23 protein-coding genes and 1 tRNA gene are annotated in these 25,080 nt (G+C 71.7%); 17 read left to right on the top strand and 7 right to left on the bottom strand.

Translation table 11 applies throughout. The features are described 5' to 3' along the window. Nucleotides 1-32: 32 nt before the first annotated feature. Together OG379_RS21445 and phoU are read right to left on the bottom strand one after the other, a co-directional pair. Nucleotides 33-176, bottom strand: a complete 144-nt coding sequence (locus OG379_RS21445) for a hypothetical protein (protein ID WP_164493608.1) — start codon at nucleotides 174-176, stop codon at nucleotides 33-35. Nucleotides 177-357: 181 nt separating this feature from the next. Beyond that, nucleotides 358-1,035 carry a phosphate signaling complex protein PhoU gene (phoU, locus tag OG379_RS21450; protein ID WP_099174137.1) on the bottom strand — a complete coding sequence of 226 codons (678 nt, stop codon included), beginning with the start codon at nucleotides 1,033-1,035 and terminating at the stop codon, nucleotides 358-360. 195 nt (nucleotides 1,036-1,230) lie between these two features. Here phoU and OG379_RS21455 point away from each other — a divergent pair, with 195 nt between their 5' ends. Continuing rightward, a complete protein-coding gene (locus OG379_RS21455; RefSeq protein ID WP_393757338.1) occupies nucleotides 1,231-2,499 on the top strand; it encodes a sensor histidine kinase in 1,269 nt (422 codons plus the stop codon). Beyond that, the gene (locus tag OG379_RS21460) at nucleotides 2,496-3,176 is read left to right on the top strand and encodes a response regulator transcription factor (protein WP_014047499.1); all 681 of its coding nucleotides are present in this window, start codon (nucleotides 2,496-2,498) and stop codon (nucleotides 3,174-3,176) included. The genes OG379_RS21455 and OG379_RS21460 overlap by 4 nt, the downstream gene beginning before the upstream one ends. 60 nt (nucleotides 3,177-3,236) lie before the next feature. Here the strand turns inward: OG379_RS21460 and OG379_RS21465 are convergent, their stop codons facing one another. Next, nucleotides 3,237-3,911: a DUF461 domain-containing protein gene (locus OG379_RS21465; RefSeq protein ID WP_405664755.1), complete on the bottom strand. Its 675-nt coding sequence runs from the start codon at nucleotides 3,909-3,911 to the stop codon at nucleotides 3,237-3,239. Between the two features lie 648 nt (nucleotides 3,912-4,559). Between OG379_RS21465 and OG379_RS21470 the strand changes: the two genes are divergently transcribed. The 10 genes from OG379_RS21470 to OG379_RS21515 all read left to right on the top strand — a co-directional run bounded on the left by OG379_RS21470 (nucleotide 4,560) and on the right by OG379_RS21515 (nucleotide 16,401). After that, entirely contained in the window at nucleotides 4,560-5,042 is a 483-nt protein-coding gene (locus OG379_RS21470) for a CarD family transcriptional regulator (protein ID WP_006380568.1), read from the top strand. A 422-nt stretch (nucleotides 5,043-5,464) separates the two neighbouring features. Further along, the gene (gene ispD, locus OG379_RS21475) at nucleotides 5,465-6,229 is read left to right on the top strand and encodes a 2-C-methyl-D-erythritol 4-phosphate cytidylyltransferase (RefSeq protein ID WP_405664756.1); all 765 of its coding nucleotides are present in this window, start codon (nucleotides 5,465-5,467) and stop codon (nucleotides 6,227-6,229) included. Then, nucleotides 6,219-6,731 (top strand): 2-C-methyl-D-erythritol 2,4-cyclodiphosphate synthase, encoded by a 513-nt coding sequence (gene ispF, locus OG379_RS21480; RefSeq protein ID WP_405664757.1) that lies wholly within the window; start codon nucleotides 6,219-6,221, stop codon nucleotides 6,729-6,731. The genes ispD and ispF overlap by 11 nt, the downstream gene beginning before the upstream one ends. A gap of 113 nt (nucleotides 6,732-6,844) precedes the next feature. Continuing rightward, nucleotides 6,845-7,474, top strand: coding sequence for a GNAT family N-acetyltransferase (locus tag OG379_RS21485; RefSeq protein WP_405664758.1), 630 nt, complete (start codon nucleotides 6,845-6,847; stop codon nucleotides 7,472-7,474). 27 nt (nucleotides 7,475-7,501) lie between these two features. After that, nucleotides 7,502-9,019, top strand: a complete 1,518-nt coding sequence (locus tag OG379_RS21490; protein WP_405664759.1) for an ABC transporter substrate-binding protein — start codon at nucleotides 7,502-7,504, stop codon at nucleotides 9,017-9,019. Between the two features lie 4 nt (nucleotides 9,020-9,023). Then, complete coding sequence (locus tag OG379_RS21495) at nucleotides 9,024-10,736, top strand: ABC transporter permease subunit (RefSeq protein WP_405664760.1); 1,713 nt, start codon at nucleotides 9,024-9,026, stop codon at nucleotides 10,734-10,736. A 46-nt stretch (nucleotides 10,737-10,782) separates the two neighbouring features. Then, the gene (locus OG379_RS21500) at nucleotides 10,783-12,039 is read left to right on the top strand and encodes an MFS transporter (protein WP_405664761.1); all 1,257 of its coding nucleotides are present in this window, start codon (nucleotides 10,783-10,785) and stop codon (nucleotides 12,037-12,039) included. Nucleotides 12,040-12,099: 60 nt separating this feature from the next. After that, complete coding sequence (gene cysS / locus OG379_RS21505; protein WP_393757354.1) at nucleotides 12,100-13,497, top strand: cysteine--tRNA ligase; 1,398 nt, start codon at nucleotides 12,100-12,102, stop codon at nucleotides 13,495-13,497. A gap of 106 nt (nucleotides 13,498-13,603) precedes the next feature. Beyond that, complete coding sequence (gene rlmB / locus OG379_RS21510; RefSeq protein ID WP_104787824.1) at nucleotides 13,604-14,560, top strand: 23S rRNA (guanosine(2251)-2'-O)-methyltransferase RlmB; 957 nt, start codon at nucleotides 13,604-13,606, stop codon at nucleotides 14,558-14,560. Nucleotides 14,561-14,766: 206 nt separating this feature from the next. After that, nucleotides 14,767-16,401, top strand: a complete 1,635-nt coding sequence (locus OG379_RS21515) for a DoxX family membrane protein (protein ID WP_405664762.1) — start codon at nucleotides 14,767-14,769, stop codon at nucleotides 16,399-16,401. 71 nt (nucleotides 16,402-16,472) lie between these two features. Here OG379_RS21515 and OG379_RS21520 read toward each other — a convergent pair whose 3' ends face one another. The 3 genes from OG379_RS21520 to OG379_RS21530 all read right to left on the bottom strand — a co-directional run bounded on the left by OG379_RS21520 (nucleotide 16,473) and on the right by OG379_RS21530 (nucleotide 19,004). Then, nucleotides 16,473-17,192 carry an NDP-sugar synthase gene (locus tag OG379_RS21520; RefSeq protein WP_393757359.1) on the bottom strand — a complete coding sequence of 240 codons (720 nt, stop codon included), beginning with the start codon at nucleotides 17,190-17,192 and terminating at the stop codon, nucleotides 16,473-16,475. A 36-nt stretch (nucleotides 17,193-17,228) separates the two neighbouring features. Next, a complete protein-coding gene (locus tag OG379_RS21525; RefSeq protein WP_356707977.1) occupies nucleotides 17,229-17,642 on the bottom strand; it encodes a hypothetical protein in 414 nt (137 codons plus the stop codon). A gap of 225 nt (nucleotides 17,643-17,867) precedes the next feature. After that, nucleotides 17,868-19,004, bottom strand: a complete 1,137-nt coding sequence (locus OG379_RS21530) for an ABC transporter ATP-binding protein (protein ID WP_405664763.1) — start codon at nucleotides 19,002-19,004, stop codon at nucleotides 17,868-17,870. Nucleotides 19,005-19,180: 176 nt separating this feature from the next. Here OG379_RS21530 and OG379_RS21535 point away from each other — a divergent pair. Beyond that, a tRNA-Thr gene (locus OG379_RS21535) sits at nucleotides 19,181-19,255 on the top strand. A gap of 15 nt (nucleotides 19,256-19,270) precedes the next feature. Here the strand turns inward: OG379_RS21535 and OG379_RS21540 are convergent. After that, nucleotides 19,271-19,900, bottom strand: a complete 630-nt coding sequence (locus tag OG379_RS21540) for a TetR/AcrR family transcriptional regulator (RefSeq protein WP_405664764.1) — start codon at nucleotides 19,898-19,900, stop codon at nucleotides 19,271-19,273. A 300-nt stretch (nucleotides 19,901-20,200) separates the two neighbouring features. Here OG379_RS21540 and OG379_RS21545 point away from each other — a divergent pair, with 300 nt between their 5' ends. Genes OG379_RS21545 through OG379_RS21560 form a run of 4 tightly spaced genes read left to right on the top strand, consistent with a single transcriptional unit; the run spans nucleotide 20,201 to nucleotide 25,053 of the window. Continuing rightward, nucleotides 20,201-20,800, top strand: coding sequence for a (2Fe-2S)-binding protein (locus OG379_RS21545; RefSeq protein ID WP_405664765.1), 600 nt, complete (start codon nucleotides 20,201-20,203; stop codon nucleotides 20,798-20,800). Beyond that, nucleotides 20,797-21,789 carry an FAD binding domain-containing protein gene (locus tag OG379_RS21550; protein WP_405664766.1) on the top strand — a complete coding sequence of 331 codons (993 nt, stop codon included), beginning with the start codon at nucleotides 20,797-20,799 and terminating at the stop codon, nucleotides 21,787-21,789. Before OG379_RS21545 ends, OG379_RS21550 begins: the two co-directional genes overlap by 4 nt. After that, complete coding sequence (locus tag OG379_RS21555) at nucleotides 21,786-23,915, top strand: xanthine dehydrogenase family protein molybdopterin-binding subunit (protein WP_405664767.1); 2,130 nt, start codon at nucleotides 21,786-21,788, stop codon at nucleotides 23,913-23,915. Before OG379_RS21550 ends, OG379_RS21555 begins: the two co-directional genes overlap by 4 nt. Next, entirely contained in the window at nucleotides 23,908-25,053 is a 1,146-nt protein-coding gene (locus OG379_RS21560; protein WP_405664768.1) for an XdhC family protein, read from the top strand. The genes OG379_RS21555 and OG379_RS21560 overlap by 8 nt, the downstream gene beginning before the upstream one ends. Nucleotides 25,054-25,080: the final 27 nt, after the last annotated feature.

A 25,080-nucleotide genomic window follows, 5' to 3' on the forward strand; every position in this document is an offset into this window, starting at 1 on the left:
TCACGGGGCACCGCCACCTGATTCGGCCGGACTCAGCCGCCGCACTGGCACGGCGCGCCGGCCTGGCAGCCGCACCCGCAGCCCGAGCCGCAGCCGCAGGCTCCCAGCAACGGCAGATGCACCACTTCGGTCGGGGTCTCCTGCTGCTGGGGTTCGGTCATGGGGGAATCGGCCATGGTCCCTCCTCAGGGCGTACCACTCGACGGCGTACGGCACATGTATGGGGCACACATGCCGACGGCGGGGGCCGCAGCATGCCGTGCCGCCCCCGCACCCATTGCATGCCCAGCCAGGAGGGCGCATCAACGGCGCACAAGCGCTGGAACGGACGTGCGACTGCCGTGACGGTCGCGCCCCCTACGCCCCCTCGACCGGCGTCGCCGCCTGGATCTCGTCGGCGTGCTCGCCCGTGACCAGGTAGACGACCCGCTTGGCGACCGAGACGGCGTGGTCGGCGAAGCGCTCGTAGTAGCGGCCGAGCAGGGTCACGTCGACAGCGGTCTCGATGCCGTGCTTCCAGCGGTCGTCCATCAGGTGCTGGAACAGCGTGCGGTGCAGCAGATCCATCTCGTCGTCGTCCTGCTCCAGCTGGAGCGCCAGGTCGACGTCCTTGGTGATGATCACCTCGGCGGCCTTCGCCATCAGCCGCTGGGCGAGCTGCCCCATCTCCAGGATGGTGGCGTGCAGGTCGTGCGGCACCGCCGACTCGGGGAAGCGCAGCCGCGCGAGCTTGGCGACGTGCTGGGCGAGGTCGCCCGAGCGCTCCAGGTCGGCACTCATCCGCAGGGAGGTGACCACTATCCGCAGATCGGTGGCGACCGGCTGCTGGCGGGCCAGCAGCGCGATGGCACGGGCCTCCAGGTCGTGCTGGAGGTCGTCGACCTTCTGGTCCGCGGCGATCACGCTCTCGGCGAGCTTGAGATCGGCGTCGAGCATGGACGTCGTGGCCCGGCCGATCGCCGAGCCGACGAGCCTGGCCATCTCGACCAGGTCCTCGCCGATCGAATCGAGTTCCTCGTGATAAGCGTCGCGCATGGAAGTCCCTCTCCAGATCCTGAGGCCGGGGTCTTGGGGCCGACCCCCACGTTGCCACGGTGCGGGGCCAACGCGTCGGGATCCGGCCCCCGAAGTGAACCGGCACTATCCCCTTGGTGAACTCTGGGCGACGAGTGTTCGAGATGGCACCCGGATGGCTGGGAGAGTGTCGGCGCGCCCGCATAACCTTGAGGCATGGACGTGAACGCGGCGGTCGCCGCAGCTGCCGCGATCGCCGGGCTCTGTACCGGCGTGATCGCGATGCTGGCGTTCCGCTGGAGCGAGCGCGAGCAGAAGCGGCCCACGCGTACGTCCCTGCGGCCCGACAGCAACGCCGCGCTGCCCCCGGGGGTGGACACGGTCCTCTCCGTGCTCAGCTCGTCGGCCGTGGTGCTCGACGAGAGTGACAGCGTCGTCAAGGCCAGCTCCGCCGCTTATGCGCTGGGCCTGGTCAGAGGCGGACGCCTGGCGGTCGAGCCGATGCTCCACATGGCCAGGGACACCCGGCGCGACGGTGAGATACGACAGGTCGAGCTGGACCTGCCGCGTCGCGGTACGGGCAGGGGCGAGGCGCTCGCCGTGTCGGCCCGGGTCGCCCCGCTGGGCTCACGCCTGGTCCTCCTGCTGGTCGAGGACCTCACGGAGGCCCGTCGCATAGAAGCGGTGCGGCGTGACTTCGTCGCCAATGTCAGTCATGAGCTCAAGACACCGGTCGGAGCGCTCTCCCTGCTCTCCGAGGCGGTCATGGACGCCTCCGACGACCCGGAGGCGGTGGAGCGGTTCGCCGGCCGCATGCAGATCGAGGCGACCCGGCTGACCAACCTGGTGCAGGAGCTGATCGACCTCTCCCGGGTGCAGAACGACGACCCGCTGGAGGACGCCGAACCCGTACGGGTCGAGGATCTGGTCGCCGAGGCGATCGACCGGTGCCGGCAGCAGGCCGGTTCGAAGCAGATCACCATGGCCTCGGGCGGCACCGCGGACCTCTTCGTCTGGGGCAACCGGAGCCAGCTCGCGGCCGCCCTCGGCAATCTCGTGGAGAATGCCGTCAACTACAGCCCCGCCCGCACACGCGTCGGCATCGCCGTCCGGAAGCTGGCCGCGCCCGGCGGGGATCTGATCGAGATAGCCGTGACCGACCAGGGCATCGGCATCTCCGAGAAGGACCGTGAACGCGTCTTCGAGCGGTTCTACCGCGTCGACCCGGCCCGCTCACGGGCCACCGGTGGCACCGGTCTCGGCCTCGCCATCGTCAAGCATGTGGCCGCCTCGCACGGCGGGGAGGTCACCGTATGGAGCTCGGAGGGACAGGGCTCCACGTTCACCCTGCGACTGCCCGAGTCGGGCGTCGTACGGGGTCGTACCACCGGCGGATCCCTCGTCGTCAACGGTGCTGTTGACCACGACGGCCCGTACGGGACCGATTCTTTTGAACCATTTCCTGCCCCGGAGGCCCTTCCGTGACCCGAGTGCTTGTCGTCGAGGATGAGGAATCCTTCAGCGACGCCCTGTCCTACATGCTCCGCAAGGAAGGCTTCGAGGTGGCCATCGCGGCCACCGGCCCGGACGGTCTCGACGAGTTCGAGCGCAACGGCGCCGATCTCGTGCTGCTCGACCTGATGCTGCCGGGTCTGCCCGGCACGGAGGTCTGCCGACAGCTGCGCGTCCGGTCCAACGTCCCGGTGATCATGGTCACCGCCAAGGACAGCGAGATCGACAAGGTCGTGGGCCTCGAAATAGGAGCCGACGACTATGTGACCAAGCCCTTCTCCTCGCGGGAGCTCGTGGCCCGCATCCGCGCGGTCCTGCGCCGCCGTGGGGAGCCGGAGGAGGTCACCCCCGCGGCCCTGGAGGCCGGCCCGGTCCGGATGGACGTGGACCGCCACGTCGTCACGGTCTCCGGTGGCAAGGTCGACCTCCCGTTGAAGGAGTTCGACCTCCTCGAGATGCTCCTGCGCAACGCCGGTCGCGTGCTGACGCGTATGCAGCTGATCGACCGGGTCTGGGGCGCGGACTACGTGGGCGACACGAAGACCCTGGACGTCCACGTCAAGCGGCTGCGCGCCAAGATCGAGCCCGACCCCGGGGCGCCGCGCTACCTGGTGACGGTGCGGGGCCTGGGTTACAAGTTCGAGCCGTAAACCGGGGGCTGCGAGCTACGTGGGGGGTGTCTCCGCCGGAGACACCCCCCACGCGCGCGATCAGTGCTCGGCGGCTGCGCCGTCGGCCGGCGGGGCCGTGTCGGTCGCCTCGCCCGAGGGGCTCCCGGACTGCTCGCCAGGCGTCTCGGACGCGCCGGGAGTCTCGGACGCGCCGGGAGTCCCGGACGCGGAGTCCGAGGGGGTGGGCTTCGCCGACGGCAGTGCGCTCGGGCCGAAGTCCTTGAAGAAGTGGGTCGCCGGGACGATGGCGGCGCCGAGCGAGATCTCGCCGGTCTCGCTGAACGTGAAGGCGACGTTCTGCACGTTGCCGTTCGCCCCTGCCTGGCGGCCGTTCTCGATCACGGCCGAGGCGTTGTCCTTCCCGCCGATGATGAGCCGTCCGCCGGCCGGGACCACGAGCGGTCCCTTGCCCTTGGCGGGCTTCAGCGCCACCGTCGCGTTGGTGCCCGGCAGGGCGATCGTCTCCACGACCTCACGCTTCGGGCCGTCGTTGAAGAGGGTGGCGGCGATGACCGCGGGGCCCTCGGCGTCCGGCTCGGGCTGGGTGATGATGTTCAGGTTCTGGATCTTGATGGAGTCGACAGCGGTGGCTGCGTTGTCCGGCCTGACCTGAAGCGTCTGCGCGTTGTTGCCGGCACTGCACGCGGACAGCGCGGCGATCGAGAACACGAGGGCAGTGGCGGCGAAGGCGCCGTGTCGAAGGCTGCGGCTCACGGCGGCGGCAACTCCTTGAACGTTCGGACTGCGGACTTCGGACTCTGCGGACAGGAAGGCCCGAGCGGCCGTAAAGCCGCCCTAAGTGTGTGTCAGCGGGCTCAGGTTACCGAGCCGCCGTCCTGGGCCCGCACCCGACCCGCCCCTGCGGACGCCCGAGCTGCGGACCGGCGCCGCCGGCCGTGGTTCCGACACCCCCGGCCGTCTCTCCGGGCATGACGATTCGCACGGTGTTCACAAAACGCGGTGAGCGGCGCGTTGATGTGCCGATGATCGATTTCCGGCGGTGGCGCATTTCCCGCGCATAATCCACCCGGTCCCGGGTCGTTGATCAATTTCAATGACCATGGACGCTAAGAGCCGTACGGGTGATCGAGGGCCGAACGGAGTACAGAAAGTTCACCATCCGGAATCCGGCAAAACGGGACTTTCGGCACCTTCTTGAGGGCTTCCGGCACCTGTGACGCGCGTGTTTCGGCTCGGTCGTACGCCCGCTCCGACCTGCGAATATCGCCTTCCGGAAGGCTCCCGCAGCACGTTCGTGTCTCAGTTGTCAAGCCCCGAGATATGCCCTGACCTGCGAAAACGCCATTCAGGAGAAGCCGTTCTCGTGTTACTCTGGATAGCCACGGAAGGGGTACCTGTCACATGACGTTCAAGGTTGGCGACACCGTGGTCTATCCCCATCACGGGGCCGCGCTGATCGAGGCTATCGAAACTCGCCAGATCAAAGGCGTGGACAAGACCTACTTGGTGCTCAAGGTCGCCCAGGGCGACTTGACGGTTCGTGTACCGGCGGACAATGCGGAGTTCGTCGGTGTGCGTGACGTAGTCGGGCAGGAGGGGCTGGACCGGGTCTTCGAGGTGCTGCGCGCACCGTACGCCGAAGAGCCGACGAACTGGTCCCGACGCTACAAGGCAAATCTCGAGAAGCTCGCCTCAGGCGATGTCATCAAGGTCGCCGAAGTGGTGCGTGACCTGTGGCGTCGCGAGCGCGAGCGTGGACTCTCCGCAGGTGAGAAGCGCATGCTCGCCAAGGCCCGCCAGATCCTGGTGAGCGAGCTCGCTCTCGCGGAGAACACGAACGAGGACAAGGCCGAGGCCCTGCTCGACGAGGTCCTCGCGTCCTGAACGGGACGACACCGGTGACCAAGGTGACCGGACACCGGTAACCGGACCTCGCCGGTGACCGGATGACGCCGACCAGCCGGATCCGGTGTCGATGAAATATGCAGCGGTGCCCGCTGACCAGCCGTTTTCATGGCAGTCGTCGGGCGCTGCGGCATGTTCGGACCCGAGCGGCGTGTCCCGAGCGGCATGTTCGGACCCGAGAAGAAGATCCGTCCGGAAAGCTGCCGACGCACCTGCTGCCGTCCCCTCGGCAACCTCCACCGGGCCCTGCTGCGGCTCGTCCGACCGGGGGTCACGGAAGGGGTCCCGGCCAGGTCGAGGCGTCGCGCCCGGCTCGTCCCCCGGCCTACGGTCGGGGCACGCCCAGGCCATACCCATGTCGGCCGTGGAAACAAACCTGCCGAAGCTTCGGAGTGCAACCGATGTCACCGATGTCACCGATGCCCGCTGAACCGAGCCCTTCCCGCACCGCTGCCGTGATCCCCGCGGCGGGCCGCGGAGTGCGGCTCGGCCCCGGCGCCCCGAAGGCGCTGCGCGCGCTCGGCGGCACCCCCATGCTGATCCACGCCGTACGGGCCATGGCCGCCTCCAGGGCCGTCAGCCTCGTCGTCGTGGTCGCGCCCCCGGACGGGGCGCCCGAGGTCAAGAACCTCATCGACGGGCACGCGCTGCCCGAGCGCACCGACTACGTCGTCGTCCCCGGCGGTGCGACACGCCAGGAGTCGGTGAAGCTCGGCCTCGACGCCCTGCCGGAGGACGTCTCCGTCGTCCTCGTCCATGACGCGGCCCGGCCGCTCGTGCCGGTCGACACCGTGGACGCCGTGATCGAGGCCGTACGGGAAGGGGCTCCGGCCGTCGTTCCCGCGCTTCCCCTCGCCGACACCGTCAAGGAGGTCGAACCGGGGGAGCCGGGTGTGCCGGAGCCGGTCCTCTCGACCCCCGTACGGGCGCGGCTGCGGGCCGTGCAGACGCCCCAGGGCTTCGACCGGTCCACGCTCGTCGAGGCGCACGCGAGCGTGGCCGTCGACGGTGAGGGCGCCACCGACGACGCGGGGATGGTCGAGCGGCTGGGCTCGCCGGTCGTCGTCGTACCCGGGCACGAGGAAGCGTTCAAGGTGACCCGCCCCCTGGACCTGGTCCTGGCGGAGGCCGTTCTCGCACGCCGGAGGGCGAACGATGGATTCTGAGGCAACGACGCAGCCGGCTCCCCTGATCCCGCGCGTCGGTATCGGGACCGACATCCACGCCTTCGAGGCGGGCCGCGAACTCTGGTGCGCGGGCCTGCTGTGGGAGGGCGAGGGCCCCGGCCTCGCCGGCCACTCCGACGCCGACGTGGTGGCGCACGCCGCCTGCAACGCCCTGTTCTCGGCCGCCGGACTCGGTGACCTGGGGCAGCACTTCGGGACCGGCCGCCCGGAGTGGTCTGGTGCCTCCGGTGTCACCCTGCTCGCGGAGGCCGCCCGGATCGTCCGCGCCGAGGGCTTCGCCATCGGCAACGTCGCCGTGCAGGTCGTCGGTCTCCGGCCGAAGATCGGAAAGCGGCGCGACGAGGCCCAGAAGGTGCTCTCCGAGGCGGTCGGCGCCCCCGTCTCGCTTTCGGCCGCGACCTCCGACGGCCTCGGCTTCACCGGTCGCGGCGAGGGCATCGCGGGCATCGCCACCGCCCTGGTCTACCGCGCGGGCGCCTGACGCACCGTCCCGCCGCCCGGGCTCGCACCCCGCCCGCCTTATTGCACATCGCTTGCACGTACGCTGGTGCGGCAAGTGATGTGCCGTACGGCCGAGAGCGAGGGTGAGCGTCAGTGGTGAGCGCGACCGCCGGGGCGACAAGGGCGCCGGAAGCACCGGCCGGAGCGGACGGATACGTCCTGCGGACCGCCACCGCCCAGGACGTCGGCGGCGCCCGGGCCGTCATGCTGGACACCGTCTACCACGACCTGCGCTCGGGCTACGTGCCCCGCTGGCACGCCGACATCATCGACCTCGAGGGTGCCTATCTGCGCCCCGAACGCTGCACCCTCCTGGTCGTCGTACGCGGCGACGAGGTCGTGGCGACCGGGGCGGTACGGGACCGGGGGCCGCAGGCGCCGCCCAATCCGCAGTGGGTCGCGGACCGCTTCCCCTCCGGGCCGACGGCGCAGCTGTGCCGGATCTACGTACGCCCCGGCCACCGCAGGCACGGCCTGGCCCGCAGGCTGGTGCGGGAGCTCGGGGCCTTCGCCTCTCGGGCGGGGGGCTACACCTCGCTCTATCTGCACACCGATCCGGCCGTGCCGGGCGCCGAGCCGTTCTGGCGGTCGCTCGCCCATGAGGTCTGCGACGAGCGGACGCTGCCGGGTGGCGGGCAGGGCATCATCCATTTCGAGCTGCCGATGCCCGCACTCCAGGGGCCCTCGGGGGCGGTCCGGACGGACACCCCGAATATCAGATGACAATCGTTTTCACATAGGGTCTCTGTCATGCCTACGTCCCGAAGCCGCCGCTTCCCGCTGCCGGTCATCGCCGCCGCCACCGCCCTGCTGCTCCCGCTCGCCGCCTGTTCCTCGTCGAGCGGCTCCGGGGCGTCCGGCGACGCGCAGCGGCTCCGGGTCGTCATGGCGTTCCCGCCCGCCCAGGCCATGTCCCCGTACGGGGACGACGCGGTCACCCTCAGCCGGCTCGCCGTCATCGAGGGCCTCACCACCCTGGACAAGAACGGCGCCGCGAAGCCCGCCCTGGCCACGTCGTGGAAGCGGGACAACCCCACCACCTGGACGTTCACCCTCCGCGACGCCCTCTTCCAGGACGGCGCGAAGGTCGACGCCGACGCGGTCGCCCGGTCCCTCACCGCCGCGAGCAAGGCGTCCCCGTTGCCCCGGGTCCTCTCCGACACCACCCTGAAGGCCGCCGCCGCGGGCAAGGACACCGTGCGGATCGTCACCGGTGAGGCCGACCCGCTGCTTCCGCAGCGGCTCGCCAACCCGTCCCTCACGATCCTGTCCCCCGGCGCCTACAAGAACGGCAAGGTGAACCCCGCGGGGCACGCCACCGGTCCGTTCACCCTCACCGACGTCAAGGGCGCGGTCGCCGCCACTCTCGAACGCAACGCCGACTACTGGGGCGACAAGGCCGAGGCCCCGGGCGTCGACGTCACCTTCGCCGCGGACGGCACCGCCCGCGCCAACGCACTGCGCACGAAGTCCGTCGACGTGGCCGAGTACGTACCGATCTCGCAGGCGTCCCTGCTCGGCGACGCGTACGTCCACGAATTCCCGTCCGCCCGGACCAACGGCCTCTCGCTCAACACCGAGCGCGGTGTCTTCGCCGACCCGGCCGTGCGCGCCGCCGCCCGCGAAGCCATCGACTCCAAGGCCCTGGCCGACGGGGTGTACGAGGGCCGCGCCGACACCGCACAGGGGCTCCTCGGCCCCGGCATCCCCTGGGCCGCAGGGAAGCGCACCACGCCCACCGGCCGGACCGAGGCGGCGAGCCGCGCCGAGGTGGCGAAGACGAAGGAGATCGTCCTCGCCACCTACACCAACCGTCCCGAGCTCCCCGAGGTCGCGACGCTCGTCCAGCAGCAGCTGGAGAAGCGCGGATTCACCGTCAAGCAGGTCGTCCGCGACTACGCGCAGATGGAGGCGGACGCGCTCGCCGGGAAGTACGACGCCTTCATCCAGGCCCGCAACACCCTGCTGGACACCGCCGACCCCGTCTCCTACCTGGCCTCCGACTTCACCTGCGACGGCAGCTTCAACATCTCCCAGCTGTGCGACGAGCGGGTCGACGCCGCCATCGGCAAGGCCGCCTCGCTGACCGGTACGGACGCCCGGCACACCGCAGAGATGACCGCCGAGGCCGCCGTCCTCGGCGCCGACGCCCTCGTACCGCTCGTCCACGAGCGCTTCGTCCAGGGCTATGACGACGCCCGCGTCGAAGGCGTCGCCCTCGACCCCATGGAACGCACCCTCATCACCGCCGACACCCGCGTCGGGTGACCGCGTGAAGTACCTGGCCGGACGGCTGGGCGCGCTCCTGGCCGTCCTCGCCGTCATCGGTCTCCTGCCCAGGCTGACCCGCACCGATCCGGCGCTGACCATCCTCCACGCCCGCTACGCGGACCGTCCGCCCACACCGGCCGTGCTCGACGCCATCCGCGCCGAGACCGGCCTCGACGGAGGCCCGCTGCACGTCCTCGGCGGCTGGGCGTCCGGACTGCTCCGCGGCGACCTGGGGGAGTCCTGGGTCTCCGGACAGCCGGTCGGCCCCGACGCGACCTCCGCGCTCGGCGTCTCCCTCACCCTCATGGGCGCCTCGCTCGCCGTCGCCGTCCTCCTGGCGCTCGCGCTCGCCGCCGGAACACTCCGGCGGGGCGCCCGCCGCGGGCTCGTCACCACCCGGGCGGGTGTCGGAGCGGCCGTGCTCGCCGCCCTGCCGGAGTTCCTCCTCGCCGCGGTCCTGGCCACCGTCCTCGCCGTACAGCTGGGCTGGTTCCCCGCCCTCGGCTGGGGCGGGCCCGAGCAGCTCGTCCTGCCCGCCCTCGCCATGGGTGTCCCCGCCGGCGCGCTCCTCGGACGGCTGCTCGACGACGCGCTGCCCGCCGCTTTCGCCGAACCCTGGGCGCGCGCCGCCACCGCCCACGGGATGCCCGCCCGCCGGATCGCCGCCCATGCCCTGCGCCGCACCCTGCCGGCACTGCTGCCCCAGCTCGGCCTCGTCGTCGTCGGGCTCACCGGCGGGGCGGTCGCCGTCGAGACGCTCTACGCCATTCCCGGGCTCGGCGGTACTGCCCTGGCCGCCGCTCTGGCCCAGGACCTGCCCGTCCTCCAGGCCTGCGTGCTGCTCCTGCTCCTCCTGGGCGTCGCGGCCGGGCTCGCGGCACGGCTCGGCTCCCGGGCCCTGCTCGGCCCCGCACGGGCCGACGGCGCCCTCCCCCCGCTGGTCGCACCGCCCCTCCCCGCGCGCCGCACCGTGGCCGTCGGGGCGGCGGTCCTGGGAGCCCTCCTCGTCGCCGTGGTCCTCACGGGACTCCTGCGCGACCCCCTGTACGCCGACGCCGCCGCCCGCCTCGCGTCCCCCTCGGCCGCCCATCCGCTGGGCACCGACTCCCTGGGCCGCGACGTCCTCGCCCGCCTCGGCCACGGGGCGGCCCGGACCGTGCTCACCGCGATCGCCGTCGGAGCCGTCACGCTCCTCCTGGGGCTGCTCGCCGGGGCGGCCCGCGCCGGAGCCCTCACCGAGACGGCCAACGCCCTGCCCGCGGTCCTGGCCGGCCTCGTCGTCGCGGGGATCGCGGGCCCCGGCCCCTGGGGCGCGGCCGGCGCCGTCGCCGCCGTCGCCTGGGCACCGCTCGCCGCCCACACCTCCGCGCTGTACGCCCAGGAACGCGCCGCCCCGCACGTCACCGTGGCCCGCGCCCTCGGCGCCGGGCCGTGGCACCGGCTGCGCCGCCACATCCTGCCCGGCGTCCTGCCGCCCGTCGTACGCCACGCCGTCCTGCGCATCCCCGCCATCGTCCTGGCCCTTGCCTCCCTCGGCTTCCTGGGCCTCGGCACCCCCGCTCCCGCGCCGGAGTGGGGCCGCATGCTCTCGGAGAACATGCCCTACGCCGAGCGCGCCCCCTGGGCCGTCCTCGCCCCCGCCGCCGCACTCGCCGCCCTCGGAGCGCTCGCGGTGCTGACCTCGACGGCCGTACGCGGCAGGCGGCACCGATGACGATTTCCACGACGCGCACCGGTGCCGTACGCGGCAGGCGGCACCGATGACGACCTCCACGGCCCGCACCCGGCCCGGCGCCGCCCGGGGGCTCACGCCCTACCTCCGGCTCCTGACCGCCACCCAGTTCGCCTTCAACACCGGCTTCTACGCGGTCCTGCCCTACCTCGCCGCACACCTCGGCGACGGACTCGGCATGGCCGGGTGGCTCGTCGGCCTCGTGCTCGGCCTGCGCACCTTCAGCCAGCAGGGCCTCTTCGTCGTCGGAGGCGTCCTCACCGACCGCTACGGCCCCCGGCCCGTCGTCCTCGCCGGCTGCGTCCTGCGCATCGCCGGATTCTGCTGGCTCGCCCAGGCCGGCACCACAGGCACCGTCATCGGCGCCGTCCTCCTCATCGGCTTCGCCGCCGCCCTCTTCTCACCGGCCGTCGAATCCGAGACCGTCAGGGCCGCCGTCGGCCACGAGACCGGGACCGGGACGCCGCGCGCCCAGGTGCTGGCCGTCTTCTCCGCCGCCGGCCAGGCCGGAGCATTCCTCGGGCCCCTGCTCGGCAGCCTGCTGCTGCTCCTGGGAGGAGACTTCCGGACGGCGTGCCTGGCCGGGGCCGTCGTCTTCGTCGGCGTACTCGCCGGCCACGCCCGCCTCATGCCCCGACGGCCGCGCCGCGTCCGCACCGGCCCGACGGAAGCCGTCCCCCTCCGCCAGGTCTTCGCCAACCGGCCCTTCCTCGTGCTCTGCCTCGCCTACAGCACCTATCTCGTCTCCTACAACCAGCTCTACCTCGCCCTGCCGGCGGAGGTGGAGCGGGCCACCGGCTCCCAGAGCGCGCTCGGCGGACTCTTCGCGCTCTCCTCCCTGCTCGTCGTCGCCGCCCAGCTGCCCCTGACCCGCTGGTCCGCCCACCGGGTCGCACCCCGGACCGCCCTCGTCGCAGGGCTCGCCGTCGTCGCCGCCGGATTCGCCGCGGTGCCCCTCGCGCCGGACGGGCCCGCCGGACTGCTCCCCGGGGCGCTCCTCGTCGTCCTGCTCACGCTCGGCCAGATGCTGCTGGTCCCCGCCGCCCGGGGCCTCGTGCCCGACCTGGTCGACGACCGGCGGCTCGGGCTCGCCACCGGGGCCCTGTCCTCCGTGTCGGGCCTCGCCGTCCTCGTGGGCAGCGCCGCCACCGGAACGCTCCTCGACGCCCCCGGACCCGTCCTCTGGACGGTGCTCGCCGCCGTCCCCCTCGCCGGCGCCGTGCTCTCCCTGACCCTGCCCATCGGGCGCCGCACGCCGGAGCCCGGCACCGCCGTCACCGATTAGTTGTGACACGTTTTCCACAGGGGGCGCTGGGCACGGGTGCGGGCCCACTACCCTTGAGGGGTGACTATTCGCCTGCATGACACCAACGCCCGGCAGATTCGTGACTTCGTCCCGCTCACAGCGGGCTGTGTCTCGATCTACCTCTGTGGCGCGACTGTCCAGGCCGCCCCGCACATCGGGCACATCAGGTCCGGGCTGAACTTCGACATCATGCGCCGCTGGTTCGAATACCGCGGGTACGACGTGACGTTCATCCGGAATGTCACCGACATCGACGACAAGATCATCAGGAAGTCCGCCGAGCAGGGCCGCCCCTGGTGGGCCATCGGCTACGAGAACGAGCGCGCGTTCAACGCCGGCTACGACGCCCTGGGCTGCCTCCCGCCCACGTACGAGCCGCGGGCCACCGGCCACATCACCGAGATGGTCGAGATGATGCGCGGCCTCATCGAGCGCGGCCACGCCTACGAGGCCGACGGCAACGTCTACTTCGACGTCCGCTCGTACGAGGGATATCTCGAGCTCTCCAACCAGGACCTCGACGACCTGCGGCAGCCCTCGGGCGACAACGAGACCGGCAAGCGGGACAAGCGCGACTTCGCCATGTGGAAGGCCACCAAGCCCGGCGAGCCCAGCTGGGAGACCCCCTGGGGCCGCGGCCGGCCCGGGTGGCACCTGGAGTGCTCCGCCATGGCGCACAAGTACCTCGGCAGCGCCTTCGACATCCACGGCGGCGGCATCGACCTGATCTTCCCGCACCACGAGAACGAGATCGCCCAGGCCAAGGCCTTCGGCGACGAGTTCGCGAAGTACTGGGTGCACAACGGCTGGGTCACCCTGGCCGGCGAGAAGATGTCGAAGTCCCTCGGCAACTCCGTGCTGGTCAGCGAGATGGTCAAGCAGTGGCGGCCCATCGTCCTGCGCTACTACCTCGGGACCCCGCACTACCGCTCCATGATCGAGTACAGCGAGGAGTCGCTGCGCGACGCCGAGTCCGCCTTCGCGCGGATCGAGGGCTTCGTCCAGCGCGTGGTCGAGAAGGCCGGGCCCGTCGAGGCCGCCGCCGAGGTGCCGCCCGCGTTCGCCGAGGCCATGGACGACGACCTCGGTGTCCCGCAGGCACTCGCGATCGTCCACACCACCGTCCGGCAGGGCAATTCCGCCCTCGCCGCCGACGACAAGGAAGCCGCAGTCGCCCGCCTCGCAGAGGTCCGCGCGATGCTCGGCGTCCTCGGACTCGACCCCCTCGACCCCCACTGGGCCGGCGAGAGCGACCGCGGCGAGGACCTCCACGGCGTCGTCGACACGCTCGTACGCCTCGTCCTCGACCAGCGCCAGTCCGCGCGGGCACGCAAGGACTGGCCCGCCGCCGACGCCATCCGCGACCAGCTCAACCAGTCCGGCCTCGTCATCGAGGACAGCCCCAGCGGACCCCGGTGGACGCTCGGACCGCGCTGAGCGGACCTTCGCACCATGCGTGAGCAGCGCAAATGTGCCGCCCGGCCGTCCGGGCGGCACACTTTCACTTGACGACGTTTTTCTGAAGCAACGAAACAGGTAGGTCATGGCCGGGAACAGCCAGCGCAGGAACCGCCGCACGTCCAACAAGAAGGGCATGCAGGTCGGCAGCGGTGGGCAGCGTCGCCGTGGCCTCGAAGGCCGGGGACCGACGCCGCCCGCCGAGGAGCGTAAGAAGCACAAGAAGAACCGCATGGCCACCGCCAAGGCCAAGCAGGCCGCCAAGCGCCGTCCCGCCCCCCGGCGCGGCGGCGTCAAGGGCACCTCGGAGATGGTCGTCGGCCGCAACCCCGTCTTCGAGGCTCTCCGCGACGGCGTGCCCGCCACCACCCTCTACGTCCAGCAGTACATCGACAACGACGAGCGGGTCCGCGAAGCACTCCAGCTCGCCGGTGAGCGCGGCAACATCCACCTCATGGAGGCCCCGCGCCCCGAGCTCGACCGGATGACGAACGGCCTGAACCACCAGGGCCTCGTCCTCCAGGTCCCGCCCTACGAGTACGCGGACCCGCAGGACCTCACCGCCGCCGCCTACGACAACGGCGAGGACCCCCTCATCGTCGCCCTCGACGGTGTCACCGACCCCCGCAACCTCGGCGCCATCGTCCGCTCCGTCTCCGCCTTCGGCGGCCACGGCGTCGTCGTGCCCGAACGCCGCGCCGCCGGCATGACCGCCGGAGCCTGGAAGTCCTCCGCCGGCACCGCCGCCCGCACGCCCGTCTCCCGGGTCACCAACCTGACCCGCGCGCTCGAGGCGTACAAGAAGGAAGGCATCGCGATCGTCGGCCTCGCCGCCGACGGCGAGCACACCGTCGAGGACCTCGAAGCCCTCGGCGGCCCCGTCGTCATCGTCATCGGCAGCGAGGGCAAGGGCCTCGGCCGCCTCGTCGGCGAGACCTGCGACTACCGCGTCCGCATCTCCATGCCGGGCGGCGCCGAATCCCTCAACGCCGGCGTCGCCGCCGGCATCGTGATGTACGAGGTCGCACGCCGCAGGGCGTGACCCCGCCGTACGGGACCGGGCCCCGCGGTCGACCACGACGCGCGGGGCGCCCCCGGCCGGGCGCCGTACGCCCGCTGGAGGACGCACGCCCCCGCCCCGCGGACGGGCGGGAGTACGCGGACTCACGTACCGCGGAGGACTGTTGACGGGTCTCGGACACTTCGGACGCGTCAAGGCAGTGTCCTAATCACACATCACTCGGTTAGATGAGTGTGGACACCAGAACGCCTCGGTTCGACGACCAACCCGCCCTGAGCATGACGAAGGTGGACAGCGACCCCGCGCAGGTCATCGTCAGCCACGCCAGCTTCCGGGTGCAGCTCGCCCCGGGTCAGCGCACCCGTCTGCGCCCTGTGGGCCCCGCCGGACCGGCCAGGATCCCCGCCATGGGCGGCGCGGGCGGCCGCAGGCGGGCTCCCGTCGTCTGGAGCGGCAGGTCCGAACCGGGTGACCCCGGAGCGACCGGACTCCTGCAGGCCGTACGGAACTCCACCGCCGGCCATCTCGACTCCCGCACCGGCGGAGGCTTCGGAGCGGGCCACGACGACGCGGGCGGCGGCACGCAGGTCATCCCGCGCCTCGACGAGACCCAGCCCAACCCCGTACTCCGGCCGCCTCACCAGCCCGGGGGCCGCACCGGCCCGCTGCTGCCTCCCATGCGGCAGGCCGTCGGGGCGTACGACGCCGTCGACACCCCGGCCCGCGACGCGTACGACATCACCTACGACGACGACCCCGACACCGAGGGCCAGGACGGCACCTCCACCGGGGAACGACGCCACGCCAACGACACCGTCCGGCACGCCTACTACCCCGGCCGCCGGATGAACCTCGGGGTCGTGCTCCTCCCGCTGCGCGTCATCCTCGGCTTCCTCGCCATCTACACCGGCATGGGCAAGCTCTGCGATCCCGCCTACTTCGACGGCGGCGACCGCGGCTCCATGGTCAAGTGGCTGACCTCGCTGCACCCCTGGACCGCCGCCGAACCCCTGCGCGACTTCGCGCTCGGCCACCCCGTCGCCGCCGGCCTCTCCGTCGCCTTCCTCCAGGTCGTCGTCGGAGTCCTCACCGTCCTCGGGCTCTGGCAGCGGGTCGCAGCGGCCTTCGGCGCCCTGCTCTCCGCCGCCATCCTGGTGACGGTCAGCTGGCGCACCGCCGCCGCCTACGACACCCCCGACATCATCCTGCTGGCCGCCTGGAGCCCGCTCGTCATCGCCGGCGCCCCCGTCTACTCTCTCGACGGACGCCTCGCCGGGGAGGCCTGGCGCACCCTCGGCCCGCGCTCCGGCATCTGGGACCTCCGCCGCCGCGTACTGCGCCGCGGCAGCGCGGTCGCCACCGTCGTGGTCGGCCTGACCCTGCTGGTCGGCTCCATGCTCGGCGGTGCCGTCCGCTCCACCGAGGTCGTCACCGTGCCGGGCCCCGACAGCTACCCGACCAACCAGCTGCCCGGTTCCCCGCTCCCCGAGAAGTCCAAGGACAGGACGGGCAAGCCCTCCAGGACCCCGGACAACCGCACGCCCGAGACATCCCCCTCCAGCGCCCCCGGCACCCCGTCGGCCGAGGAGTCCACCCCGGGCTCCGGCTCCGGGCGTGACTCCGGGCCGACGGCCGGGGCGAGCACCGGTCAGCCCAGCCAGACCCAGGGCACCGGCCAGGCGCCCCCGCAGGAGCCGGCCCCGCAGGAGCCCCCCACCGGCGACGCGGACCCCAGCTCGTCGGGTTCCGACGGCTCGGGCGGCGCCACCGGCGGCTCGGACGACGGCGGTTCCACCGGCGGATCCGACGGCGGCTCGTCCGGCGGTGCCGGACAGAACCCCATCGGCGGGCTGCTCGGCTGACGCAGGCATCACACACCACGAGGACGGTCACCGGAGCCCGGTGACCGTCCTCGCCTACGTACAGGGGCGGGTCAGCCGCCCGCGTGGGCGCCCAGTTCCTTCGCCGCCTCGGTGAGGTCCTTCGCGGTGTCGATCGCCCGCCAGTACGCCCCGTGCGGCAGGGGGAACCCGGCCAGTCGGCGCTCACGGGCCAGCCGGGGGAAGGTCGTCCGCTCGTGGTCGCCGAGGTCCGGGAGCATCGCGGTGAACGCCGGCGCGAAGACGTACACGCCCGCGTTGATCAGATACGGCGACGGCGGCGACTCGATGAAGTCGGTGATGTGCCCGAACGCGTCGGTCTCCACGGCGCCCCACGGGATCCGGGGACGGGCGAGCGCGAGCGTCGCGGTTGCGTCCCGCTCGGCGTGGAAGGCGGCCATCTCCCGCAGCGAGAAGCGGGTCCAGATGTCGCCGTTCGTCGCGTACCAGGGCTCCGACGGATCGGGCAGCCGCGTCGCGGCATGCTTGAGACCGCCGCCCCGGCCCAAGGGCTCGGTCTCGACGACGGTCGTGACACGCAACGGAAGAACGGCCGAGTCCAGCCACTCCTGCAGCACATCGGCAAGATGGCCGCACGAGATCACGGCGTCCGTGACGCCCTCGGCGGCCAGCCAGGACAGCTGATGGCCGATGATCGGGGTCCCGGTCCCCGGGATCTCGACCATCGGCTTGGGGCGGTCATCGGTGTACGGGCGCAGCCGCGAGCCCTGACCACCCGCCAGGATCACGGCCTGCGTCGGATACGTATGCATGCCAGGCACGATATGCCGTGCCCGGACGCACCCGGCTCAGCTGAACTGCGCGACGCCCGAGGCGAACGAGGTGTCGCAGACCGGACGCGAGAAGCGGTGGGCACGGGTCGGGCCGTACTGGTCCACGGCGGCCTTGCCCAGCGCCTTGGCGATCGACATGCAGTGCTTGGCCAGGGAGGGCCGCCCCTCGACGGTGCGCTGGAGGCTCGTCAGTGCGACACCCGGGTCCTTCTCACGGAGCTCCAGGAGGAGCTTGTCCCGCAGAACGTCCTGAGGTGCCCGGGCCTTCGCCCGCTTGGACACGGTCTCCGAGGCAGCGGTCAGCAGCTGGGTCTCGGTGTCCTGCCCCGACCACTGCACACGGGTGACCGCGAGGGTCCCGGACAGAACCATGACGACGGGCAGTACGAGAGCTAGGGTTCGGCCGATTCGGCGCGCGGTGTGGGTCACGCAGGCGAGCGTAGCGGGCAGTGATGACTTGGCGACATTTCGTCACCCTTGCGAGGGATGGTTCGAGAGGTCTTTTCGAATTACGTGTTGACGCTCTGGGGTTAATTGACCGGTGTGCCAGGGTATTTGAGGCCTGCCCGATCCGAAACCCGATCCTGCCCGCGACACGCGAACGGCCCCGCGTCCCTCGGAGGGAGCGGGGCCGTAGCGGCTGGATCGTGAGGATCAGGCGGTCAGACGCTCACCGGTCGAGGTGGCGAAGACGTGCAGCTCCTCCGGGCGCGGCACGACGTGCAGCTCGGTGCCCTTCTCCGGGACGGCGCGGCCGCCGACGCGGACGACCAGGTCCTTGTGCTCGCCACCGACCTGCGCGGCACCGTAGACGAAACCGTCGGCGCCGAGCTCCTCGACGACGTTGACGGAGACGGCCAGACCGGCCGGGGCGTCGGAGGAGGCCTTGGAGAGGCCGGTCGCGGCGGCGCCGCCGTGCTCGACGATGTCGAAGTGCTCGGGGCGGATGCCGACCGTGACGGTGGTGTCACCGCGGTTCGCGGCGGCGGTGAGCGCCTCACGCGAGACCGGGACGACGCTGTTGCCGAACTTCACGCCGCCGTCGGTGATCGGGACCTCGACGAGGTTCATCGCGGGGGAGCCGATGAAGCCGGCCACGAAGAGGTTCGCCGGGCGGTCGTACATGTTGCGCGGCGAGTCGACCTGCTGGAGCAGACCGTCCTTGAGGACCGCGACGCGGTCGCCCATGGTGAGGGCCTCGACCTGGTCGTGGGTGACGTACACGGTGGTGATGCCGAGGCGGCGCTGCAGCGAGGCGATCTGCGTACGCGTCGAGACACGGAGCTTGGCGTCGAGGTTCGACAGCGGCTCGTCCATGAGGAAGACCTGCGGCTCACGCACGATGGCACGGCCCATCGCCACACGCTGACGCTGACCACCGGAGAGCGCCTTCGGCTTGCGGTCCAGGTAGTCGGTGAGGTCCAGCATCTTGGCGGCCTCTTCGACCTTCGCCCGGATGTCGGTCTTGTTCACACCGGCGATCTTGAGGGCGAAGCCCATGTTGTCCGCGACGGACATGTGCGGGTAGAGCGCGTAGTTCTGGAACACCATGGCGATGTCCCGGTCCTTCGGGGGCAGGTGCGTGACGTCGCGGTCACCGATGCGGATCGCACCGCCGTTGACGTCCTCGAGACCCGCGAGCATGCGCAGGGAGGTCGACTTGCCGCAACCGGAAGGACCGACGAGGACGAGGAACTCGCCGTCCTCGATGTCGATCTCGAGCTGGTCCACAGCCGGCTTGGTGGAGCCGGGGTAGACGCGGGACGCCTTGTCGAACGTGACACTGGCCATGACGATGCTTCTCCTCAACCGGCAGGAACGTGCCGGACGATCCGAGTAGGGAGTGGTGTGGTCCACTGGAGTGAACCTGAGGTGACGCTACCTGGCGGTTTCGGATCTGTCAGTAGTCCGAGGTCTCGAATATCGAGCAGGTTCCGGTGCCGACGTTAGTTACACTGCTCCCGCACGCCTCCTTAGCTCAGTCCGGCCAGAGCAACGCACTTGTAATGCGTAGGTCGTCGGTTCGAATCCGACAGGGGGCTCAGTGAAAGCCCAGGTCAGACATCCTCTGACCTGGGCTTTTCCGTTGTTTTCCCGCTACCTGGCCCCCGCCTGCCCGGGGCCCCCGCGCGCAGGCCGTCCATGACCAGGTCCAGGAGGCGGGCGGCGCGGGGCTGCCAGTCGTCGTGGGGGTCGAGCTGCCAGAGGCCGGCGATGGCGAGGATGAAGTCGTCCGCCGTCACTCCGGGGCGAATGGTCCCGGCCTCCTCGTTGGCGCGGAGGAGCGTCTCGGTCGCTGTCGTCAGGGGGGTGTGGCCCGGCTTCGCCGGGCCGTCCGGGGCGCTGGTGGCCTGGCGGATCGCGTTCGCCAGGCCTGCCTTGGTCATGGCGAACCGGGCGAGGTGGTCCATCCACTCGCGCAGGGCGCGGTCGGGTTCGTGGGTCCTGACCAGTTCGGTCGCGGCGTCGGCGACCTGCTGCATCTCGTGGCGGTAGATCTCCAGGACGAGGGACTCGCGCTTGGGGAAGTTGCGGTAGAAGGTGCCCTGTCCGACGCCCGCCTTCCTGGCGATCACGCTGAGCGGGACGTCCGCGCAGAGCGTCAGTTCCGTCAGGGCCACCTCCAGGATGCGCTCGCGGTTCCGCTGCGCGTCCGAGCGCAGAGGTGCGTCCTTCTTCCGCTGCACTCGTCCTCCTCGCGGGTTCGTGGCCGAATCCCACCCTTGCTAAGTGGACAACTGTCCACTACGTTTTCCAGTGAACGGACAGTTGTCCACTTCACTTAGGCACACCTTAGCGGTGGGTGGTCCGGGTGGACAGCCGATGGCCGGCACCGGTCTCCCCCTCCCGCGTCTCCGGTCCGTCGTCTCCGCATGCCGCGCGCCCCCCACCCCCGAAACCTCTCCCATACGTCCTTGTGTCTTCCGTCTCCCTGCCTGCCGGACCGCCCTCGCGTCGCGGTCCGGGAACGCGAAAGAAGGCTGATCATGGCCCCAGCGCCCTCGTCGACGTACAGCGCCGTCACTCTGAACATCAACGGCGAGAAGCACACGCTGACCGTCGACCACCGCACGACCCTGCTCGACGCCCTGCGTGAGCGTCTCGATCTGACCGGCACGAAGAAGGGCTGCGACCAGGGGCAGTGCGGTGCGTGCACCGTCCTGCTCGACAAACGCCGGGCCGTCGCCTGTCTGCAGCTGGCGGTGGCGGCCGAGGGCCGGGAGATCACCACCATCGAGGGGATCGCCGAGGGCGAGGAACTGCACCCCGTGCAACAGGCGTTCCTCGATCTCGACGGCTTTCAGTGCGGCTACTGCACGCCTGGCCAGATCTGTTCGGCCGTCGCGGTGATCGAGGAACACGCCGCCGGCTGGCCGAGCGCCGTCACCGACGACCTGAGTCCGGAGGCGGGGCCGCCGCCGCTGACCGCCGACGAGGTGCGGGAGCGGATGAGCGGCAACCTGTGCCGCTGCGGTGCCTACGTGTCGATCGTGCAGGCGGTCGAACGCGCGGCCGGGATCCACGCGGAGGCCGTCCGGGCCGATGAGAGTACGCAGGACGGGAAGCGCGAGGGGGCGGCGGCATGAGGGAGTTCGGATATGAACGCGCGGTCGACGTCTCCGGCGCCCTGGCGCTGCTCGACGCCGACCCGGACGCCCGATTTCTCGGCGGCGGCACCAATCTCGTCGACCTGATGAAGACCGGTGTCGAGCGGCCCGGCAGGCTCGTCGACGTACGTGAACTCCCGCTGGACCGGATCGAGGTGACCGAGGGTGGCGGGCTGCGCATCGGTGCCACCGTCACCAACAGCGACCTCGCGGCCCACCCCGACGTGCGCCGGAGCTACCCGGCGCTGACCCAGGCGGTGCTGGCCGGTGCCTCCGGGCAGCTGCGCAACATGGCCACCGTCGGCGGGAACCTGCTGCAGCGGACCCGCTGCGGCTACTTCGCCGACGTGACCAAGCCGTGCAACAAGCGCGTCCCCGGCAGCGGCTGCCCCGCGATCGAGGGCGAGCACCACAACCACGCGATCCTGGGCGCCTCCGGTCACTGCGTGGCCACCAGCCCCTCCGACCTCGGTGTGGCGCTGACGGCCTTCGACGCCGTCGTCGAGTACGAGACGGCCGACGGGCCGGGCCGGGTGCCGCTCGCCGAGTTCTACCTGCCGGTGGGGGACACCCCGCACCGGGAGACCGCCCTTCCGGCGGGTGCGCTGATCACCGGCGTGGTCCTGCCGCCGGCCCTGGTGGCCGTCAACTCCCGCTACCGCAAGGTGCGTGAGCGTGCCTCGTACGCCTTCGCGATCGGCTCGATCGCCGCCGCGCTCGACGTCCGTGACGGCGTCGTGCACGAGGTGCGGCTGGCCTTCGGGGCTGTCGCCTCCCGGCCGTGGCGGGCCCTCGCGGCCGAACAGGCCCTGACCGGCGGGCCGGCCTCCGCCGCGGCCTTCGCCGCCGCGGCCGATGCCGAACTGGCGGCCGCCCGGCCGCTGCCGGGCAACGCGTACAAGGTGACGCTGATGCGCAACCTCGTCGTCGCCGTGCTCAGCGAACTCACCGAGGAGGCCACCCGATGACCACCACCACGACCGGGACCAGGGCGGCCAGGGCCGTCGGTACCGCGCACACCCGCGTGGAGGGCCGGGACAAGGTCACCGGAGCGGCCCGTTACGCGGGCGAGATCCCCTTCGCCGGACTGGCGCACGGATGGCTGGTGCTGTCGACGATCACCCGTGGCCGCATCCGCTCGGTGGAGACGGACGCGGTCCTGGGGATGCCGGGCGTCCTCCTGGTCCTGCACCACGGGAACGCCCCGCGGGTCGACACGGACTACACCGGCATGCTCGGTATGCCGCCGGACCCGACCGTCGCCGTCTTCCAGCACGACCGGGTGCCGCACGCGGGCTGGCCGGTCGCGCTGGTCGTGGCCGAGACCTCCGAGCAGGCCCGGGAAGCAGCCGAGGCGCTGGTCGTGCGGTACGAGGAGGAGCCGCACGACGTCACCTTCGCCGGCGAGCACCCGGACGCGTACGCGGTGCCGGGCCCCAGCGGCGCGGGAGTGGAGGAGAAGGGGGACATGGACGCCGAACTGGCGGGGTCCTCCGTCGTCCTGGACGCCGAGTACTCCACGCCGGAGGAGCACCACAACTCGATGGAGCCGCACGCGGCGACCGCCCTGTGGGACGGTGGCCGGCTCGAGGTCGTGGACTCCAACCAGGGCACGGTGTGGGTGGCGAACGAGCTCGCGAGTCTCTTCTCGCTGGATCCGGCCTCGGTTCGCGTGCGGTCCGAGCACGTCGGCGGTGGCTTCGGGAGCAAGGGCGTCCGTGCGCACCAGGTGGCCGCGGTCATGGCGGCCACCGCTCTGTCGCGCCCGGTCCGGGTGGTGATGACGCGGCGTCAGATGTTCTCGCTCGCGGGCTACCGGAGTCCCACGACCCAGCGGGTCCGGCTCGGTGCCGATGCCGAGGGGCGGTTGCGCGCGCTGGAGCACAGCTGTCTGAGTCTCACCTCGACGGTGTACGAGTTCGTCGAGTCGGGGGCCGGCCCGGCCCGGGTGATGTACGACGCACCCGCCCATTACACCGCGAACCGGGTCGTACGGCTCGATGTGCCGAGTCCGACGTTCATGCGCGCGCCTGGTGAGGCGCCCGGGTCGTTCGCGCTGGAGTCGGCGCTCGACGAGCTCGCCGAGAAGTGCGGGATCGACCCGATCGAGCTGCGCATGCGCAACGAGCCCGAGCTGGGTCCGGTCTCCGGGCTGCCGTTCGCGACGCGTAACCTGCCGGCTTGCTTCCGGGAGGGTGCCCGAAGGTTCGGCTGGGCCGACCGGGACCCGCGTCCGGGTCTGCGCCGGGACGGGCGCTGGCTGCTCGGCACCGGGACGGCGGCGGCCTCCTTCGGCGCGGGAGCGATGCCGTCGACGGCGGCCGTGACAGCGGAGGCCGATGGCACCTTCACCGTGCGGATCAACGCGGCGGACATCGGCACGGGGGCACGGACGGCGCTCACCCTGGTCGCCGCCGACGCCCTGGAGGTGCCGACCGGCCGGGTGCGCGTAAGGATCGGCGACAGTGACTTCGGCCCGGCGATGATCGCCGGCGGCTCGATGGGCACTCGGTCGTGGGCGTGGGCGGTCACCGCCGCGGCCGAGGAGCTGCGGGAGCGGCTCGCGCTGAGCGGTGTCGTTCCGCCGGAGGGCATCACGGTGCGGTCGGACACGACCGAGGCGATCGGGGCTCTCGCGCAGAAGGAGCGGCACTCGTTCGGGGCGCAGTTCGCCGAGGTGGCCGTGGACGTGACGACGGGGGAGGTGCGGGTGCGCCGCATGCTCGGCATCTTCGCCGCCGGGCGGATCGTCAACCCGCTCACGGCCCGTGGGCAGTTCGTCGGCGGGATGATCTGGGGCATCTCCATGGCTCTGCACGAGGAGGCGGTCAGGGACGGGAACACCGGTGCCCTCTACGGTGCGGATCTCGCGGGCTATCACGTCGCCACGAACGCCGATGTGCCGGTGATCGAGGCGGACTGGGTGGACGACCCCGACCCGGACGACCCGGTGGGGATCAAGGGCATCGGCGAGATCGGGATCGTGGGGGCGGCGGCGGCGATCGCCAACGCCGTCTGGCACGCGACGGGTGTGCGCCACCGCTCCCTGCCGATCAGGCCCGACCGTGTTCTCACGGCAGGCCCGCATGCTTGACATCGCCGGTGAGCTGGCGCGTTGGGCCGAGGAGGGAAGGGAGTTCGCCGTCGCGACCGTCGTGGCCGTCGGCGGCAGCGCGCCGCGCGGTCCGGGTGCGGCGCTCGCCGTCGACAGCGAGGGCACGGCCGTCGGTTCGGTCTCCGGCGGGTGTGTGGAGGGGGCGGTGTACGACCTGTGCGTCCAGGCGCTGGAGGACGGCGGGACCGTCGTCGAACGGTTCGGGTACAGCGACGAGGACGCCTTCGCGGTCGGGCTGACCTGTGGCGGGGTCATCGATGTCGTGGTCACCCCGTTCGACGCGCGGTCGCCTGCCCGGGAGGCGGTCAGGTCGGCGCTGTCGGCCGCCGCCTCGGGTGAGCCGACGGCCCTGGCCCGGGTCGTCCGTGGTCCGGCCGAACTCCTGGGCAGGGCGCTGTCGGTGCGCTCGGACGGGTCGTACGAGGGGTCGTACGGGAGTGGTTCCACGGAGCTGGACCGGACGGCGGCGGCCGAGGCGCGGGCGATGCTGGACGCGGGGCGCACCGGCACCCGGGACCTGGCGGAGGACGGAACGCAGTGCCCGGGGGGCCTCACACTCCTCGTGGAGTCGAATGTGCCGCCGCCTCGCATGATCGTGTTCGGTGCGATCGATTTCGCTGCGGCGCTCGTGCGCGCGGGCAAGTTCCTCGGCTATCACGTCACGGTGTGCGATGCCCGTCCTGTCTTCGCCACCCGGGCCCGCTTCCCCGAGGCGGACGATCTGGTCGTGGACTGGCCGCACCGGTATCTGCGGCGCACCGCGACCGACCGGCGGACGGTTCTGTGCGTGCTCACGCACGATGCCAAGTTCGACGTCCCTCTGCTGGAGCAGGCTTTGCGGATGCCGGTCGCGTTCGTCGGGGCGATGGGGTCGCGCAGGACCCATGCGGACCGTGACCGGAAGCTGCGGGAGGCCGGTCTGAAGGAGAGCGAGCTGGCGCGGCTCAGGTCGCCGATCGGCCTCGACCTCGGGGCCCGTACGCCGGAGGAGACGGCCCTGTCCATCGCGGCGGAGATCGTCGCGGCGCGTCGGGGCGGGACCGGCGCTCCCCTCACGGGTTCGGCGACGCCGATCCACCACGACGGGAGGCGGCCGGCCGGGGCGGAGGCCGCCTGAGGCCCGGAAGCGGACCGCATCGCGGGT

The organism is Streptomyces sp. NBC_01166, assembly GCF_045039765.1.
GTDB lineage: Bacteria > Actinomycetota > Actinomycetes > Streptomycetales > Streptomycetaceae > Streptomyces.

Excerpts from the sequence above, each read along its gene's own strand:
- phoU (WP_099174137.1), bottom strand. The coding sequence starts at position 1,035 with ATGCGCGACGCTTATCACGAGGAACTCGATTCGATCGGCGAGGACCTG.
- OG379_RS21470 (WP_006380568.1), top strand. The coding sequence starts at position 4,560 with ATGACGTTCAAGGTTGGCGACACCGTGGTCTATCCCCATCACGGGGCC.
- OG379_RS21545 (WP_405664765.1), top strand. The coding sequence starts at position 20,201 with ATGGCCCCAGCGCCCTCGTCGACGTACAGCGCCGTCACTCTGAACATC.
- OG379_RS21520 (WP_393757359.1), bottom strand. The coding sequence starts at position 17,192 with ATGCATACGTATCCGACGCAGGCCGTGATCCTGGCGGGTGGTCAGGGC.
- OG379_RS21455 (WP_393757338.1), top strand. The coding sequence starts at position 1,231 with ATGGACGTGAACGCGGCGGTCGCCGCAGCTGCCGCGATCGCCGGGCTC.
- OG379_RS21550 (WP_405664766.1), top strand. The coding sequence starts at position 20,797 with ATGAGGGAGTTCGGATATGAACGCGCGGTCGACGTCTCCGGCGCCCTG.
- OG379_RS21490 (WP_405664759.1), top strand. The coding sequence starts at position 7,502 with ATGCCTACGTCCCGAAGCCGCCGCTTCCCGCTGCCGGTCATCGCCGCC.
- ispF (WP_405664757.1), top strand. The coding sequence starts at position 6,219 with ATGGATTCTGAGGCAACGACGCAGCCGGCTCCCCTGATCCCGCGCGTC.
- rlmB (WP_104787824.1), top strand. The coding sequence starts at position 13,604 with ATGGCCGGGAACAGCCAGCGCAGGAACCGCCGCACGTCCAACAAGAAG.
- OG379_RS21560 (WP_405664768.1), top strand. The coding sequence starts at position 23,908 with ATGCTTGACATCGCCGGTGAGCTGGCGCGTTGGGCCGAGGAGGGAAGG.
- OG379_RS21500 (WP_405664761.1), top strand. The coding sequence starts at position 10,783 with ATGACGACCTCCACGGCCCGCACCCGGCCCGGCGCCGCCCGGGGGCTC.
- OG379_RS21445 (WP_164493608.1), bottom strand. The coding sequence starts at position 176 with ATGGCCGATTCCCCCATGACCGAACCCCAGCAGCAGGAGACCCCGACC.
- OG379_RS21515 (WP_405664762.1), top strand. The coding sequence starts at position 14,767 with ATGAGTGTGGACACCAGAACGCCTCGGTTCGACGACCAACCCGCCCTG.
- ispD (WP_405664756.1), top strand. The coding sequence starts at position 5,465 with ATGTCACCGATGTCACCGATGCCCGCTGAACCGAGCCCTTCCCGCACC.
- OG379_RS21530 (WP_405664763.1), bottom strand. The coding sequence starts at position 19,004 with ATGGCCAGTGTCACGTTCGACAAGGCGTCCCGCGTCTACCCCGGCTCC.
- OG379_RS21555 (WP_405664767.1), top strand. The coding sequence starts at position 21,786 with ATGACCACCACCACGACCGGGACCAGGGCGGCCAGGGCCGTCGGTACC.